Below are 14,952 nucleotides of genomic sequence, written 5' to 3'. Positions count from 1 at the left end.
GTGCACGGCGCGCCCGACGACTGCGCGGGCCGCAGCGATTCGGGTCCGGTGGGCGCGGCCTTGGCTAATCTGCACGGGTGACCACCGACCTGACGCTGTTGCCGCGTGTCGCCTATCGCGGACGCGAGGTCACCGCGCCCCGGCTGCGGGCTCTCCTCGCGCTGCTCGCGGGTGATTTGCGTACGGGTTGCAGCACCGCGCGTCTGGTGGACGGGCTGTGGCCGGACGAGTTGCCGGAGCGGCCGGCGAAGGCGGTGCAGGTTCTGGTGTCCAGGGCGCGGGCGCAGTTGGGCGCGGGCGTGCTGGCGAGCACGCCGACCGGATATCGGCTCGCCCTCGCCGAGGATCGGGTCGACAGCTCGGCCCTGCTGCTGCACGCGGCCGCGAGCGCGGACCGGGCCAGGGCCGGGGACCACGCGGGGTCGTTGGCGGCGGCCGAGGCCGGGCTCGCGTTGTGGGAGGGCACCCCCGCCGGGGCCGATGCCGCCGCCGACCCCGTGGCCGCGCTGCGCGCCGAGCGCGCCTCCGTTCGCGGTGCGCTCGTACGCGCGCGGGTGCTCGCGCTCGCCCGGCTCGGGCGGTACGCGGAGGCGGTGGGGCCGCTGGCCGCGGTCGCCGCGGAGCGTCCGCGCGACGAGGAGGTGCTCGCCGAACTGCTGCGCGGCGAGGCGGCGACGGCGGGCCCGTCCGCCGCGCTGACGCGGTACGAGGCGTACCGCCGCGAGCTGCGCGAGGCACTCGGCTCGGATCCGGGCGGCGGGCTCCTGGCCGTACAGCGGGAGCTGCTGCGCACCGAGGCGCCGGTGGTCGGACGCGGCGTGCCGCACGAGGTGAACCGGCTGCTGGGACGGGACGAGGACATCGCGGCGGTGGAGCAACTGCTGCGCGCCTTCCGTGCCGTCACCGTGGTGGGCCCCGGTGGCCTCGGCAAGACCCGGCTCGCGCACGCCGTCGGCCGCCGCGCCGAGCAACGCTCGGTGTACTTCGTGCCGCTCGCCGGTGTCACCGCGGACGAGGACGTCGCCGCGGAGGTGGTCTCCGCGCTCGGCGCCGGCGAGGGACGTGCCGGCGCGCTGGGCGGTCGCGCCCCGGCCGACCCGGCCTCCGCCATCCTCGGTGTGCTCGGCGTCGGGCCCGCCCTGCTGGTGTTGGACAACTGCGAGCAGGTCGTCCGGGGCGTCGCCGACCTCGTACAGGGCCTGGTCGCGTCCACGAAGGACCTGCGGGTGCTCGCCACCAGCCGGTCTCCACTGGACCTCACCTCGGAGGCGGTGTACGCGCTGCCGGAACTCGGTCTCGACACCTGCGTCGAACTGTTCACGCAGCGGGCCCGGGCCGCCCGACCCGGCGTGGAGTTGCCGCCGGACACGGTGGCCGGGCTGTGTCGCCGGCTCGACGGGCTGCCGCTCGCGGTGGAGTTGGCCGCGGCGCGGGTGCGGGTGTTGTCGGTCGCGGAGATCGCCCGCCGGCTCGGCGACCGATTCGAACTCCTTCGCGGCGGAGCACGGGACGTGCCGGAGCGGCACCGCACCCTGCACGCGGTCGTGGAGTGGAGCTGGAACCTGCTCTCCCGGGACGCCAGGGCGGCGCTGCGCACGTTGTCCGTCTTCCCGGGCGGCTTCCTGGGCGAAGCCGCGGAGCACGTCCTCGGCGGGGACGCGCTGTTCCTCCTGGAGCAGGCGAGCGATCAGTCGCTGCTGACCGTCACGGACACCCCGGCCGGCGTGCGGTTCCGGATGTTGGAGACGGTCGGGGAGTTCAGCGCGGCCCGGCGGGCGGAGGCGGGCGAGGACGAGGAGGCCGTCGGCCGATTCCTGCTCTGGGCGCGGGACTTCGGGGTCACCCACCACGACTGGGTGTTCGGCCCGCAACCGCGGGCCGCCTGGGAGCGGATCAGGGCCGAGCAGGACAACCTCGTGTCGGCGCTGCGGCACGCCCTGGCGCGTGCGGACGGCCCCACCACCGCCGCCCTCACCGCCGTCCTCGCCGCCCTGTGGTCCACCGACTCCAACCACCCCCGCCTCGCCGCCCTGGCCGTGGACACCGGTCCGCTGCTGTCGCGCTATCGCCCCGAGCCCCGGTACGTCGAAGTCGCCCGCGCCGCAGCGGTGTTGTGCGTGGCGAGCCTGTTCATGGACTACGGTCCGCACGCCGATGTCACTCGCCGGCTCGTCACCCTGCGGCGACTGCCGCCGGCCCCGCCGGACTCGCTGCTGCGCGCCACCGCGGCGGTGCTGAGCGCGATCCCCGAGATGGTGCCTCCCGACTACGACGTTCTGCACGAGCTCTGCGGTCACGAGCAGCCGCTGGTCGCCGGCATCGCCGAGTGTGTCGCCACCTATGTCTGGGAGCACGAGCACGACATCGACCGCGCGCTCGTCTCCGCCCGCCGGATGTCCGCCGCGCTGGCTTCGGCCGACAACCCGTTCGTGCGGCTCATGGGTCATTCCCGGCTGAGCGAGCTGTGCTTGAGGACCGGGCAGGGCGAGGCCGCGTACCCGCACCTCGTGGCGGCGCTCGAGCAGTTGCCGCGGCTCGGCGACGCGCACGACTACATCGGGATCCGCTCGGCTCTCGCCCTCGCCTGCCTGCAGCGCGGCGGGTATGACGAAGCCGAGTACTGGCTGGGGCAGGCCCAGGGCGACAACGCCCCAGGGCACGACGCCTTCTACAGCCCCGATCTCGGTGCGCGCGCCGAGATCGCGCTCGCCCGCGGACTGACGGAGGCCGGGCTCGGCCTGTGGCGCCGCGCCGTGGAGCGGATGTCCGAGGCCGACACGATGCACGGCGGCGACCCCTGGCTCGACCCGTGGGCGCTGCAGATCCAGGCGGCGGCGGTGACGGCGCACGCGCACGCCGGCCGTCTCGAGCCCGTCGCGGAGCTGGTCGTTCGGCTGGGGCGGCGGCTGTGGACGCTGCTTTCCGGTCCGTCCCGCACACCGGTGGAACTCCCCGTGTTTGGGACGGTGCTGCACGCGCTCGGCGTGACGGAGCTCGCGGCCGGCGACGCCCGCGCCGTGCGGATGATCGCTCTGGCCGAACGGCTGCGGGTGCTGCGCGAGTTCACGCCGACGATGTCGGCGGACCGCGCCCGGCGGGCGGCCGAGAACGCCGACCGGGCGGCGTACGCCGAAGCGGTGTCGGAGTACGCCGCCCTGGGGCGGGACGAGCTGCGGGAGGCAGCCCGTACGCTCATTTCGGGTCGCGGCGGAACAGCGAATTCGACCAGTGGTATCCGAGGGCGGTCAGGCCCAGGCACCAGATGAGCGTGATCCACCCGTTGTCGCCGATCTCGGTGCCGAGCAACAGGCCGCGCAGGGTTTCGATGGCGGGGGTGAACGGCTGGTATTCGGCGATCGGCTGAAACCAGCCCGGCATCGCGTCGATGGGCACGAAGGCGCTGGAGATCAACGGGAGGATGATCAGCGGCAGCGCGTTGTTTCCGGCCGCCTCGGCGTTGGGGCCGGCCAGGCCGATGCCGACCGCGATCCAGGTGAAGGCCACGGCGACCAGCGTGAGCAGGCCGAACGCCGCGAGCCAGTCCAGGGCCGTGGCGTCGGTGGACCGGAAGCCGATGGCCACGGCGACGGCGCCCACGAGGACGACGCTGATGATCGCCTGCAGCACGCTTGCCACGACGTGCCCGATGAGTACCGCCCCTCGGTGGATCGCCATCGTGCGGAAGCGGGCGATGATGCCCTCGGTCATGTCCATGGACACGGAGATCGCGGTCCCGGTCGGGGATGCGCCGATGGTCATCATCAGGATGCCCGGGACGAGATAGGCGATGTAGCCGGCGCGATCGGCGCCGCCGCCGTCGATGCCCGCGCTCATCACGTCGCCGAAGACGTAGACGAAGAGCAGCAGCAGGACGATCGGCGTCAGCAGGATGTTGAGGGTGAGGGACGGGTAGCGCCGGGCGTGCAGGAGGTTGCGGCGCAGCATGGTGGTCGAGTCGCGTAGGGCGAGGGTCGGGGTCATCGGGCGGCGACCTCGGGTCGGTCGGGGACGTCGGTGCCACCGGTGAGGGCGAAGAAGACGTCGTCGAGGTCGGGGGTGTGGACGGTGAGTTCGTCCGCTGCGATGTCGTCGGTGTCGAGGCGGTCGAGGATGGAGCGCAGTGCGTGTTGGCTGCCGTCGCTGGGGATCTGCAGGGACAACGTCTCGTCGTCGCACGTGACGCCGTGCAGGGCGGCGGCCGCGCGTTCGTAGGCGCGTGGGTCGGTGAAGCGGAGTCGGACGTGTCCGCCGGGGACGAGTCGTTTCAGTTCGTCGGCGGTGCCCTCGGCGGCGATCCTGCCGTCGTGGAGCACGGCGATGCGGTCGGCGAGTTCGTCGGCCTCGTCGAGGTATTGGGTGGTGAGGAAGACGGTGACGCCGTCGGCGACGCGTTCGCGGATGATGCCCCACATGTCGTGGCGGCTGCGCGGGTCCAGGCCGGTGGTGGGTTCGTCGAGGAAGATGATCCGCGGGTCGCCGATCAGGGTCATGGCGAGATCGAGGCGGCGTCTCATGCCGCCGGAGTAGGTGGAGGCGGGCTTCCTCGCGGCCTCGGTGAGGTCGAATCGCGCCAGCAACTCGGCGGTGCCGCGGCGTCCCTCGTGTTTGGGGAGGTGGTGCAGGTCGGCCATCAGGAGCATGTTCTCCTCGCCGGTGATCAGCCCGTCGACGGCGGAGAACTGCCCGGTGACGCCGATCGCGGCGCGGACCGCGTCGGGTGAGCCGGCGACGTCGTGTCCGGCGACCCGGGCCCGGCCGCCGTCGGCGCGGATGAGCGTGGAGAGGATCTTGACGGCGGTGGTCTTGCCGGCGCCGTTCGGGCCGAGCAGGGAGAAGACGCTACCGGTCGGCACGGCCAGGTCGATGCCGTCGAGCACCGTCCTGCCCCCGTATGCCTTGCGCAGGCCCTCGGCCGCGATGGCCGGCGTGTGCGATGTCGTTGTCGTCATGCGGAAGAGGTTGGGGCAGCACGCATTCAGCGTGGCTTCAAGACGGTTTCAGCGCCCTGAATCGGAGGACGACGCGCGGTGCCGGCCGGACCGTTGTCCGGTCGGCACCGCGACGCGGACTCACGTGTCGGCGGAGCCCGGATGCCCCCGGCCCTGTGGGGAGGCCGGTCGGCGGCTACTTGCCGTCGGTGCACCGCGTGCCGGCGGCCGGCGGGTTGCCCTCGATGATGTAGGCGGCCACGGCCGCGTCGACGCACTCGCTGCGGCCGAACGCGCCGTGGCCCTCGCCCTCGAGGGTCAGCAGGCTCGCGTGCGCGAGGTCCTTGGCCAGCTTCTCGGATGCGGCGTACGGCGTGGCCGGGTCACCGGTCGTGCCCACCACCAGGACGGGCGGGGCGCCCTCGGCCCGGACCACGTGCGGCTTCTCGGGAGTCTTGTACGGCCAGAATTCGCAGCCGGGGCCCTCGACGTCCGAGGCGACGGTGTCCTTGGACAGCAGCGGAGCATCCGCCTTGAGCTTCGCCAGGACCTGTTCGATCCGCTCGGGAGAGGGCGCCGGGGCGGCGCCGTCGGCGCAGCGTATTGCCGAACGCGAGTCCGCGCTGTTGTCGTAGTGACCCTTCTCGTCCCGGCCGACGTAGTTGTCGGCGTAGAACAGCAGGTGGCTGCCGTCCTTGTTGTTCATCGCCAGGGCGAGGGCCTCCCGCAGGTACTTCCACGCGGTTTCCTTGTCGCCGTACAGCAGGCTCTTGGTGCCCGTCCAGCCGAGGGAGGCGGTCAGCCTGCGGCCGTCGTAGGCGGTGCGCAGCGGCTTGTCCTGCAACGCGTCGAGGAAGGTCGCGCCGATCTCGGCGGCCTTGACCGGGTCGCCGCCCAGCGGACAGCCCGCCCGGGCCGCGCAGTCGGCGGCGAACGCACGGAACGAGCGCTCGAAGCCGACGATCTGGTCGATGCTCGCGTCGAGCTTGTCGGCCGCCGGGTCCACCACCGCGTCCAGGACCATCCGGCCGGCGCGGTCGGGGAACTCGTCCAGGTACATGGTCCCGAGGTAGGTTCCGTACGAGACACCCAGGTAGTTCAGTTTGTCGTCACCGACCGCGGCGCGCAGGACGTCCATGTCCCGAGCCGCGTTGCGCGTGCCCACGAACGGCAACAACTCGCCGGACTCGGCCTGGCACGCGGCGGAGAACTCCTTGCCGCTGCGCTCGCCGTGCGCCTTGCGTTCGACCGGATCGCGGGGCGAGTCCCGGGCGTTGCGCTCGTCCCGGGCCTTGTCGTCCAGGCACCGTACGGGCGCGCTGTCGGCCACACCGCGCGGGTCGAAGCCGAGGATGTCGTAGCGGTCGTGCAGAGGACCGTCGAACTCGTCGAATGCGTACTTGACGAAATCCTGGCCAGAGCCCCCGGGTCCGCCGGGGTTCAACACGAGCGAGCCGATCCGCTGATCGGGCTTGGCGGCCGGGTGTTGCATGACGGCGATGTCCAGCGACTTGCCGCCGGGCGCGGTGTAATCCAGCGGCACCTTGAAGGTCCCGCACCGGAATTCGCTCTCGTTCTTCTTCTTCGTCTTGGGGTCGTCCGTGCACGCCTTCCAGGAAATCTTCTGTTCGTAGAAGGCCCGCAGCGCCGGGTCCGCCGCCCCCTTGGGCTTCGGCGGCGCGGGTGGTGGGGTGGCCGCGGCCGTCCCGGTCGTCACCTGCGGGGGAACCGGCTTGCCGGCGGCGGCGTTCGACGCACCGTCACCGGAGCCTCCGGTACACCCGGCGGCCAACAACAGAGCCACGGCCACGGGTATGGAACGACGGAAGGACGCCGCCTGAAAAGGAGTGATCACGCGCCAAGGACTATCAGTCGGCGATCCCCCACGGCACACCGATATCCTCGCCACCGGCAAAACCCGTCGGCCGACGCACGCGGTCGAGCACTGTGTCCGTCCGGTCCGGGACGGGCTCATCGGCGAGGCGCAGGTCCAAGACCTCCTCGTCGCCGAAGACCCGGCCGGTGGGAACGAATCCGGCGGAGATGTACAGGGTCCTGGCCGCGACGTTGTCGGCACGTACGCCGAGCCGGAGCAGGGGTGCCGAGAAGACCTCCCCCACGTGCGTGACGACTTCCCGGAGAGCGGCGCGGCCCAGGCCCCGCGCCTGGTGGGCCTCGTCGATCATCAAGCGGTAGAGCCAGATCTCCCCGTCGTCGGGATCGGGTCCGTACATCGCGAAACCCACCGCGCGCCCCTCGTGCAGCACCGCCCTGGTCACGAAGCCCGGGAGAAAACGACTCTCCGCGATCGAGTACACGTTCGGCGCGATGAAGTCGCGTTGTTCCCGGGAAACCGTCAGCTCGACCACCTCCTCCCAGTTCGCGTGGTTCAGATCGGCAAGCCGCACACGAATCGACATGGGGTATTCATACAAGCTCCCGGCTGGATGGGCATCCCAATTCGAGCCGACGACCGGTGCGAAGGCGTGCGGGGCGCGCGGCGCACGGGACGGTGCGGGTGCACGTCGCCGACCCGGGGTGGCGGCCGGCCTGGGAAGTGGCGTGCGTCTACCTGGAGTTGCTGCGCACCGCCGATCCGGAGCGGATCAGGCGCCGCGCGAACCCGGAGTGCACGCTCTGGTTCGCGGACGTGTCGAAGAACGGGCGGCGGCGGCGGTGGTGTTCGATGGCCGAGTGCGGCAATCGCGCCAAGACCCGAGCGCGGTACGCCCGGAGCCGGTGACCGCGGACCGATCCGGGCACCCGAAGCCGGCCCGGACGGCGCCGGAACGCGATGCCCGGCCGGCCTCGGGGCCGGTCGGGCATCGGATCGTCGCCACTGTCGTGCATTCGCCGATCACGGGTGCGAATTCGGCGGCGGTGCGGCTCGGTCTGCTACCGGTGGAGACCGAACATCACGCGCAGCCACACGCCCTGGGTGGTGGGCGCGGGACACCGCCGGGTCGCCGCCCCCGGACCCGCGCCGACGACCGGGTCTTCGCCGTGCGGCGCGCACCCCCGGGGCGACGCCGTCAATCGCAACGAGGGTAGGGCCAGGGGCCGTTCAGGTAGTTGAACATCGCGTTCCAGCTGAAGTGCTCGTTCGCCACGTCGGATCGACATGCCAGGTAGTCGTAGATGAAACCGACCGGGCTGTAGAAGGCGGAGCTGTTGACGAAGATCTTGCTGTGGAAGACCAGGAGCCATGTCCTCGTGTTGCCGTGTTGGTACCAGCACACGGCCTTCGGTCCGCTGCCGTCCTTGATGCCGGCCGCGGGGAGGTTCTCGAGAGCGGGCCATACGTCGGTCAGGCCCACGGGGCGGGGCCAGTCGGCTTTGAAGTCTCCGCTGCCCGCCGCGATGAAGGCGACCCGGGTTCCGGCGGTGAACACGTAGTAGTCGTCGACGGCCGTGACACAGGAGACGCCGCCGGCCCAATGTTCCTTCTCCTCCCGGCCGAACTCTCCGTTGGCGATCCGGGCGAACCCCCGCCAGACGTCGGTCAGTCTCTGCGGCGACCAGGTGACGGTGTCTCCGTAGCCGTTCGTCCTCGCGCAGTAAATGCCGTTGAACAGCCACCACATCCCGGTGCGGGGGACGTACACGCACGTATCCAGCCCGCTGTTGAACTCCGAGTGGCCTCTGAGGCCGGTCCATCCGTAGGTGTCCCGGAAATCCCGAGGGGTGATGTGCATGGAGTTCCCGTCGTAGTCCGTGGTGAAGTAGATCGACGACACCGAGGACGCGTTCGGGTTCGAATTGGTGGACGTGAAACACCAACGGCCCTTGTAGAGGTTGATGGAGTTCACGGTCCACCACCGCAGGCCGTTCACGACGGCCGGGGGGTTCCAGCCTCCCGGGGGGACATAGCCCTCGTCGGGTTCGGGCACCAGGACGGCGAAGGGAATGACCCCCACCAGTTTGACCCGCCCGTCCGGCACCGTCTCGGAGACGGCCTCGATCGCCGTCACGTTGGCCTGGATGTAGGCACTGATCAGGTCGAAGAACGGCGCGACCTCCTCCAGCGCCTCCATGGACACTTCCAGGTACGCGTCGAAGAGCTTCTCCATGGTGCCGATCCACTCGACGGCTTCCCTGCTCAGGTGAATCGTGACCTCGAAGCCGCTGAACTCGGTGTAGATGTCCCCGCTGGTGTCGAATTTCGCGGCGCGGATCCCCACGGCACCCGAGCGGGGTGCGAGCGTTGCGTCGACAGGGTGATCGAAAGGCGGCATGGCGTCTCCTCCCGGGACCGCCACATGTGCGGTCGGTGAGTGGTTCGCGGTGGCCAGGTGCCAGTATCGGAAGGCGTTCCGGACGTCACAAGACGCCGCGAAAGGTTGGCCGACACAAGGTCGGGCTTTCCGGCCACGCCGCCCGGCGCAGGCATCGACCCGCGCCAGGGGTCCGCGTCGGCCCGGTTCGACCGCCGGCGAAGGTGGCCGGTACGGGTGGGGCCGGGCCCCCTGGCCTGCGGAAAGCGGTCGACGCGGGACGGTGGGCGCGCCGGTGGCCGCCGCGCGACGTGCCGCGCGTGACCCGGACCACGCGGGTGAGCGGGACGCCGACCGAGCCGGATCATGTTGCCGCCGCGCGCGCCGGATCCGGCGTCGGTCTGCCGCCCATCGCGCCCGAAGCTCCGGGTTCCGCGCCCGCTCGGAATCCATGTACCGAGGCCGCGAGTACGGGCGCTGGTGGAGGCGGCGGTCGCCCGGTCGCTGGTTTCGGCGGGACCGGCAAGACCTCGGCGTTGGCGGAGTGGGCCGAATCGCGAGACGCCCGACCCGGCGGCGCGGCGGTCGCCCGGTACTCGCTCGACGCGCGACAACGACCCGGCGCGGTGTTGGGCGCACGACGGAGCGGCGTCGACCCGCGCGACCGGATGCGTCGACCCGGGTCACGGCGTGTTCCCGCTCGGCAGCGACGGATGCACGGCCGAGCTCGGCGACCGGATCACCGAGGCCGGGCGCGACGTCGCCCTCGTCCTCGACGAGTTCGAACACCTCGTCAACCCGCAACCGGCGGAGCAGCCGGACCTGTTGCTCCGCACCGCCGCCGGCGCGGTGACGGTGATACCGGTTGTCCGGGCGGCTGGACGCGGTGACCTGGCACCAACTGCGGTTCACCGCGGACGAGGCGCGCGATCTCCTCGGCGCCTTTTCGGGCACGACGCCGCGCGAGGCCGAGGCGAGCGCGCCGGCCGAGGCCACCGACGGCTGGGCCGGGGCGCTCGCCCTCGCCGGGCTGCGCCTCGGCAGCGGTGCGCATCCGACCCTGCTCGCCACCGAGTTGACGCGCGGCGACCGTACCGGCACCCCACGCTCACCCCGCGCGCCCGCGCCGCCGGGACGGAGGTCGCGGCATGACGCTCCTTCAGCTGACGACGGCCCTGCTCATCGGCGGTCTGCCGGCCGTCCGGAGACCACAACCCCGGCCCGTCGGGCGGGGGTTGTCGCCGTCCACCGCCGACGTCGACGACGATGCCCCCGCGTTCGACGACCGCGGTGGGCGGCCGTGGCCGTTTCGGTCGGACGGCCGATCGTGCGCGCCGGCCCGCCGACGCCGCCGGGCGCCTGGATCGGCTTCCCGTTTCACCGACCCGCTCGCGCGGGGTGTTCGCCTCGTCGGGGGCCTTCGCGAGACCGGGCGCCGACATGCCGCGGTGGCGTACCCGCGCCCTGCGGCCAACCGCGTTGCTTCGTAGGCGACTTGCGTCCTGATGTCGCCCCGGTCGACGGTGATTCGCCGGCACACCACAGCGGGTGACCCAGTCGGTGGAGCACCGGCCCCGAACCCGAAGGGCGCGGGCGAGACCCGCCATGCCGGCTCGAACGAGACGCACGCGCGGCCCGTCGGCACCCGCACCACGTCGACGCTCCACCCCGGAACGGACGTACCTTCCCCGTCCCGTACCCGGCACTCGGCGGATGGGTTGTTCGCGGTCGTGCCACGGCCGTGTTCTGATGGACGGGTGATCGAAAACGGCTCCATGCGGCTGTTCGTGGCGCTCGTGCCGCCCCCCGAAGCGGTGGCGGAACTGCGTCGTGCCGTCGACCCGATCCGTTCCCGGTACGACGGGCTGCGCTGGACCGAGCCCCAGGGTTGGCACATCACTCTCGCCTTCCTCGGCACGGTGGAGCCGAAGACCCGGACCGGGCTGGAGACCCGCCTCGCCCGCGTCGCCGCACGCCATCCGCCGCGGAACCTCGCGCTCACCGGCAGCGGCCGTTTCGGCGATCGCACCCTGTGGATCGGAGTCCGGGGCGATCGGCGGGCGATGGCCGCCCTGGCCGTGGCCGTACGGCGTGCGGCCGCCAAATGCCATATCCCGATCGAGGATCGGCCGTGGCACGGTCATGTGACCCTGGCCCGCGCCGCCCAACCACGCGGGACGGGCGGGCGGCGCCCCCGGGGCGGTGGGCTTGCCGCCCCGGCCGCCGATCTCGCCGGATTCGACGGCGTGGCATGGACCGCGGCCCGGCTGCACCTGGTGCGGAGCCTCATCGGAAACGGCCCGGCCCGCTACCACGACGTGGCGACGTGGCCGCTGGTGGGCAGGCTCTCATCGCACGTCCGCACGGGAACCCGGGATCGTGCCGAGGGGTCCGGCTCGCGGTGAGCGCACGGGACACGGCCGAGGGAGTGTCGGCGGCCGGATCACGCGGATCCGAGCGACCGGCCTTCCCGGCGTAGGCTCGGTGCCGTACGTACGATCGCCGAAGCCCTGGTTCGGGCACGAGGAGCCGTCGATGCCGGACCGGGACACGCCGGAGGCCGCGCGCCTGGCCGGCTACGCGAGCGTGAGCACTCGGCTGTCCCTGCTCAGCGACCACCGACTCGGGCAGACGGTCGCGGCGGCCACCGCGGTGGGGTCGGGCATCGGCGGCAGGTCGGCGGAGCTGGACCTGGACGGAACACGCGTCTTCGTCAAGCGCATCCCGCTGACGGACCTCGAATTGCGCCCGGAGAACGTGCGGTCGACGGCGAACGTCTTCGGACTGCCGACGTTCTACCAGTACGGGGTGGGTTCGGCCGGATTCGGTGCCTGGCGGGAGCTCGCCGCGCACACCATGACCACGAACTGGGTGCTCGGCGACGAGTATCCGGGTTTCCCGCTGATGTACCACGCGCGGGTTCTGCCCGACTCCCCTCCCGAAGGTTTCACCGACGAGTTCGGCGGCCTGGAGGGTGCCGTCGCGCACTGGGAGGGATCACCCGCCGTTCGTGACCGGCTGGAGGCCATCGGCCGGTCCTCGTACAGCCTGGTGGTCTTCCTGGAACACGTGCCGCACACACTCGGAGACTGGTTGGCCGCCCGGCGCGACACCGCCGTGCCGGAGGTCGAGGACGGCTCGCCCCCGCCCTGGGTGGAGGAGGCGTTGACGGATGGGGCCGCCTTCATGAGTTCTCGCGGACTCGTGCACTTCGACGCCCACTTCGCCAACATCCTGACCGACGGCCGCCGGCTCTACTTCGCCGACTTCGGGCTCGCCCTGAGCTCGCGCTTCGACCTCTCGGCGGACGAGTCCGACTTCCTGTCGGACCATCTCGCGTACGACCACTGCTACACCGCGAGCCACCTGCTCCAATACCACGTGCTCGACGCCGTGCGCGGTGACACCGAACGTGTGGCGTTCCTGCACGACTGGATCACGGGCCGGCGACCCGGCGGCATCACGCCCGAGATCGCGGCCGTCATCGACCGGCACGCGCGCTCCACCGTCGTCGTGGACTCGTTCTTCCACCGACTGCTCACCGAGAGCAGGAAGACACCGTTCCCGGCCGCGGAGATCGAGCGGCACGCGCGCGGACACGGCCCGGGGGCGGCGTGAAGTCGTCCACGCCCACGAGGGTGGGCGCCACGTCGACTCCGCGTCGGGCACCGCTCGCACCGGTCGCGGCAACGCCATCCGGCTCGCCCGAACCCCCGGCACCCGTCGGTCGCCGCCGGTCGGGTTTCCGGGCGCTCAGCGGGGGTTTCTGCGCATGCACCAGGTGCGGGGACCGTCGTCGGGAAGCCGGACGTCGGCGGTGACCTCGAAGCCGAGACGTTCGTAGAACCGCACATTGGCCTCGCTCGAGGTCTCCAGGAACGCCGGGAAGTCGGCGCGTTCGGCCTCCTCGATGCCGGGCTCCAACACCGCGCGGCCCAGACCCCTCCCCTGGGCCTCGGGGGCGGTGGCCACGGTCTCCAGGAACCATCCCGGTTCCGTGGGCCGATACGGGGCCATCGCCGCGTCCGCGTTCGCGGAGGCCGCCGCCCGGTCGCCGCCGAGCTCGCGCAGGATCGGCCCCAGTTCGGCGAACACCGGCGAGGGGTCCCCTCCGGGAACGGCCCACACCGCCACCGCCAGGCCCGCGTCGGCGACCCACACGCGCCCGTACACCATGCCGATACGGGTCAGGCACAACTCCTGGAAACGCCGGATCCGTTCCTCGTGGTCGTCCGCCGCGATCACGTGCCGCGTGTACGGATAGTCCGCGAACGCCCGGGTGAGGGTGTCGACCGCGACGGGGACGTCCGCCTCGGCGATGGCACGTACGAGCGGGGCGTTCGGGTGCTGGTGCATGGTCTCCCAACGATCTCGACGGCGGGACGGTTCCCCCGGAGGATTGCTTCGTGCCGTGTGACTACCGCGCGCGCAGTAGCCGGGAGATGGTACCTGCGCAGGACGGGCCCGAACACGTCGGGCGCATACCGTGTCGACGTGAATCACCTGACGTGGGTGCGGGGGACGATCCGGGAGCATCCGGCGGTCACGGACGCGAGTCTGGCGGCGTTCGTGTTCGTCGCCGCCGTGGTGATCCAGCCGCTGGGGGACGCCGGGGCCGTGGGCGATCGGGTCACCGGGCTCGGCCTGTTGCGCTTCCCGGACAGCGCGTACGCGGTGCTGATCTGCGGCGCGCTCGCGGTGCGCCGGCGCCGGCCAGGGATGGTGCTCGCGGTCACCTCGGTGGGCATGGCGGTCTTCATCGTGCTGGGCGGCTATCGCTCGGCGCTGCTGCTCGCGCCGACGATCGCCGCCTACACGCTCGCGACGGAGGGCCCGCGGCGCAGCGCGGTGTGGACCACGGTGCTCGCGGCGGCCGGAATCGGCGCCGCGGGCCAGTTGTTCGGCGAAAGCTGCTGGCAGGGGCAGGCGGCCGGAGTGCCGTTGATGTGGATGGGGCTCGGCGCGGCGATCGGCGACGCGGTGCGCAGCGGGCGGGCCTTCGTGGGGGCCATCCAGGACCGCGCCGATCGGGCCGAGCGCACCCGCGAGGCCGAGGCGGCGCGCCGGGTGATGGAGGAACGGCTGCGGATCGCCCGCGAGTTGCACGACGTGCTCGCGCATCACATCGCGCTGATCCACGTGCAGGCGGGGGTGGTCGCGCAGGTCCTGGACACCGCGCCGGAGCAGGCCCGGGAGTCGGCGGGGCACATCCGCCGGGCGAGCCGCGCGGCGTTGGCGGAGATGCGCACCACGGTGGGGCTGTTGCGGCGCGAGGACGTACCGGTGTCGATGGAGCCCGCGCCCGGCCTGGATCGGCTGCCGGCGCTGCTCGCGGAGGTCGAGGCGGCGGGCGTGCCCGTGGTCCGGCGCGACACCGGCCGCCGGCGCGAACTGCCCGCGGCCGTCGAACTCACCGCGTACCGCGTGGTCCAGGAGGCGCTGACCAACGTCGGCAAACACGCGCGCGGCGCGAGCGCGGTCGTGCGGATCGGGTACGAGCGCGACGCGGTGCGGGTCGAGGTGGGCAACACCCGGGCCGGGCCGTCGGGTTCGGTGGGAGCGCCGGGCGCCGGGTCCGGTCACGGCCTGATCGGGATGCGCGAACGGGCGCTCGCGCTCGGTGGTACGTTCACGGCCGGCCCGTGTGCGGCGGGGGGCTATCGGGTGCGGGTGGTGTTGCCGACGCCCGCGCCGGACCCCGTCGTGTCCGGCGCGTCGCGGGAGTGTTCCGCCGTCGGCGGGGTCGGCTGAGGCGGCGTCGTCGATGGTGGTGCGCGAGATCCGAGCCGTCGTGCGCCGACCTGTCGTGC

At 72.2% G+C, this 14,952-nt stretch carries 11 protein-coding genes; 5 read left to right on the top strand and 6 right to left on the bottom strand.

The window, feature by feature from the left end; all coding sequences use genetic code 11:
* Window positions 1-77: 77 nt before the first annotated feature.
* Complete coding sequence (locus EMA17_RS18135) at window positions 78-3,266, top strand: ATP-binding protein (protein WP_126638095.1); 3,189 nt, start codon at window positions 78-80, stop codon at window positions 3,264-3,266.
* Here EMA17_RS18135 and EMA17_RS18130 read toward each other — a convergent pair.
* The 4 genes from EMA17_RS18130 to EMA17_RS18115 form a co-directional block, all read right to left on the bottom strand.
* Window positions 3,193-3,981 carry an ABC transporter permease gene (locus EMA17_RS18130; RefSeq protein ID WP_126638094.1) on the bottom strand — a complete coding sequence of 263 codons (789 nt, stop codon included), beginning with the start codon at window positions 3,979-3,981 and terminating at the stop codon, window positions 3,193-3,195. The genes EMA17_RS18135 and EMA17_RS18130 overlap by 74 nt on opposite strands.
* Window positions 3,978-4,949, bottom strand: coding sequence for an ATP-binding cassette domain-containing protein (locus tag EMA17_RS18125; protein WP_126638093.1), 972 nt, complete (start codon window positions 4,947-4,949; stop codon window positions 3,978-3,980). Before EMA17_RS18125 ends, EMA17_RS18130 begins: the two co-directional genes overlap by 4 nt.
* Before the next feature lie 175 nt (window positions 4,950-5,124).
* Window positions 5,125-6,732 carry an alpha/beta hydrolase gene (locus EMA17_RS18120; RefSeq protein ID WP_126638092.1) on the bottom strand — a complete coding sequence of 536 codons (1,608 nt, stop codon included), beginning with the start codon at window positions 6,730-6,732 and terminating at the stop codon, window positions 5,125-5,127.
* 64 nt (window positions 6,733-6,796) lie between these two features.
* Window positions 6,797-7,348 (bottom strand): GNAT family N-acetyltransferase, encoded by a 552-nt coding sequence (locus EMA17_RS18115; protein WP_126638091.1) that lies wholly within the window; start codon window positions 7,346-7,348, stop codon window positions 6,797-6,799.
* Window positions 7,349-7,404: 56 nt separating this feature from the next.
* On the opposite strand from EMA17_RS18115, the gene EMA17_RS18110 reads away from it, so the two are divergent.
* Window positions 7,405-7,671 (top strand): CGNR zinc finger domain-containing protein, encoded by a 267-nt coding sequence (locus tag EMA17_RS18110; protein ID WP_371863013.1) that lies wholly within the window; start codon window positions 7,405-7,407, stop codon window positions 7,669-7,671.
* A gap of 289 nt (window positions 7,672-7,960) precedes the next feature.
* Here EMA17_RS18110 and EMA17_RS18105 read toward each other — a convergent pair whose 3' ends face one another.
* The gene (locus EMA17_RS18105; protein WP_126638089.1) at window positions 7,961-9,163 is read right to left on the bottom strand and encodes a hypothetical protein; all 1,203 of its coding nucleotides are present in this window, start codon (window positions 9,161-9,163) and stop codon (window positions 7,961-7,963) included.
* 1,736 nt (window positions 9,164-10,899) lie between these two features.
* On the opposite strand from EMA17_RS18105, the gene thpR reads away from it, so the two are divergent.
* Both thpR and EMA17_RS18095 read left to right on the top strand, forming a co-directional pair.
* Entirely contained in the window at window positions 10,900-11,547 is a 648-nt protein-coding gene (thpR, locus tag EMA17_RS18100; RefSeq protein ID WP_246126744.1) for an RNA 2',3'-cyclic phosphodiesterase, read from the top strand.
* A gap of 130 nt (window positions 11,548-11,677) precedes the next feature.
* Window positions 11,678-12,760: a BUD32 family EKC/KEOPS complex subunit gene (locus EMA17_RS18095; RefSeq protein ID WP_126638088.1), complete on the top strand. Its 1,083-nt coding sequence runs from the start codon at window positions 11,678-11,680 to the stop codon at window positions 12,758-12,760.
* Window positions 12,761-12,895: 135 nt separating this feature from the next.
* Here EMA17_RS18095 and EMA17_RS18090 read toward each other — a convergent pair whose 3' ends face one another.
* Entirely contained in the window at window positions 12,896-13,498 is a 603-nt protein-coding gene (locus tag EMA17_RS18090) for a GNAT family N-acetyltransferase (RefSeq protein WP_126638087.1), read from the bottom strand.
* A gap of 138 nt (window positions 13,499-13,636) precedes the next feature.
* On the opposite strand from EMA17_RS18090, the gene EMA17_RS18085 reads away from it, so the two are divergent.
* The gene (locus tag EMA17_RS18085; RefSeq protein WP_126638086.1) at window positions 13,637-14,893 is read left to right on the top strand and encodes a sensor histidine kinase; all 1,257 of its coding nucleotides are present in this window, start codon (window positions 13,637-13,639) and stop codon (window positions 14,891-14,893) included.
* The last annotated feature ends 59 nt before the right edge of the window (window positions 14,894-14,952 follow it).

This window comes from Embleya hyalina, assembly GCF_003967355.1.
Lineage (GTDB): Bacteria > Actinomycetota > Actinomycetes > Streptomycetales > Streptomycetaceae > Embleya > Embleya hyalina.
The sequence above is the reverse complement of the archived record's forward strand: the minus strand, read 5'-3'. Positions and strand labels throughout refer to the sequence as shown.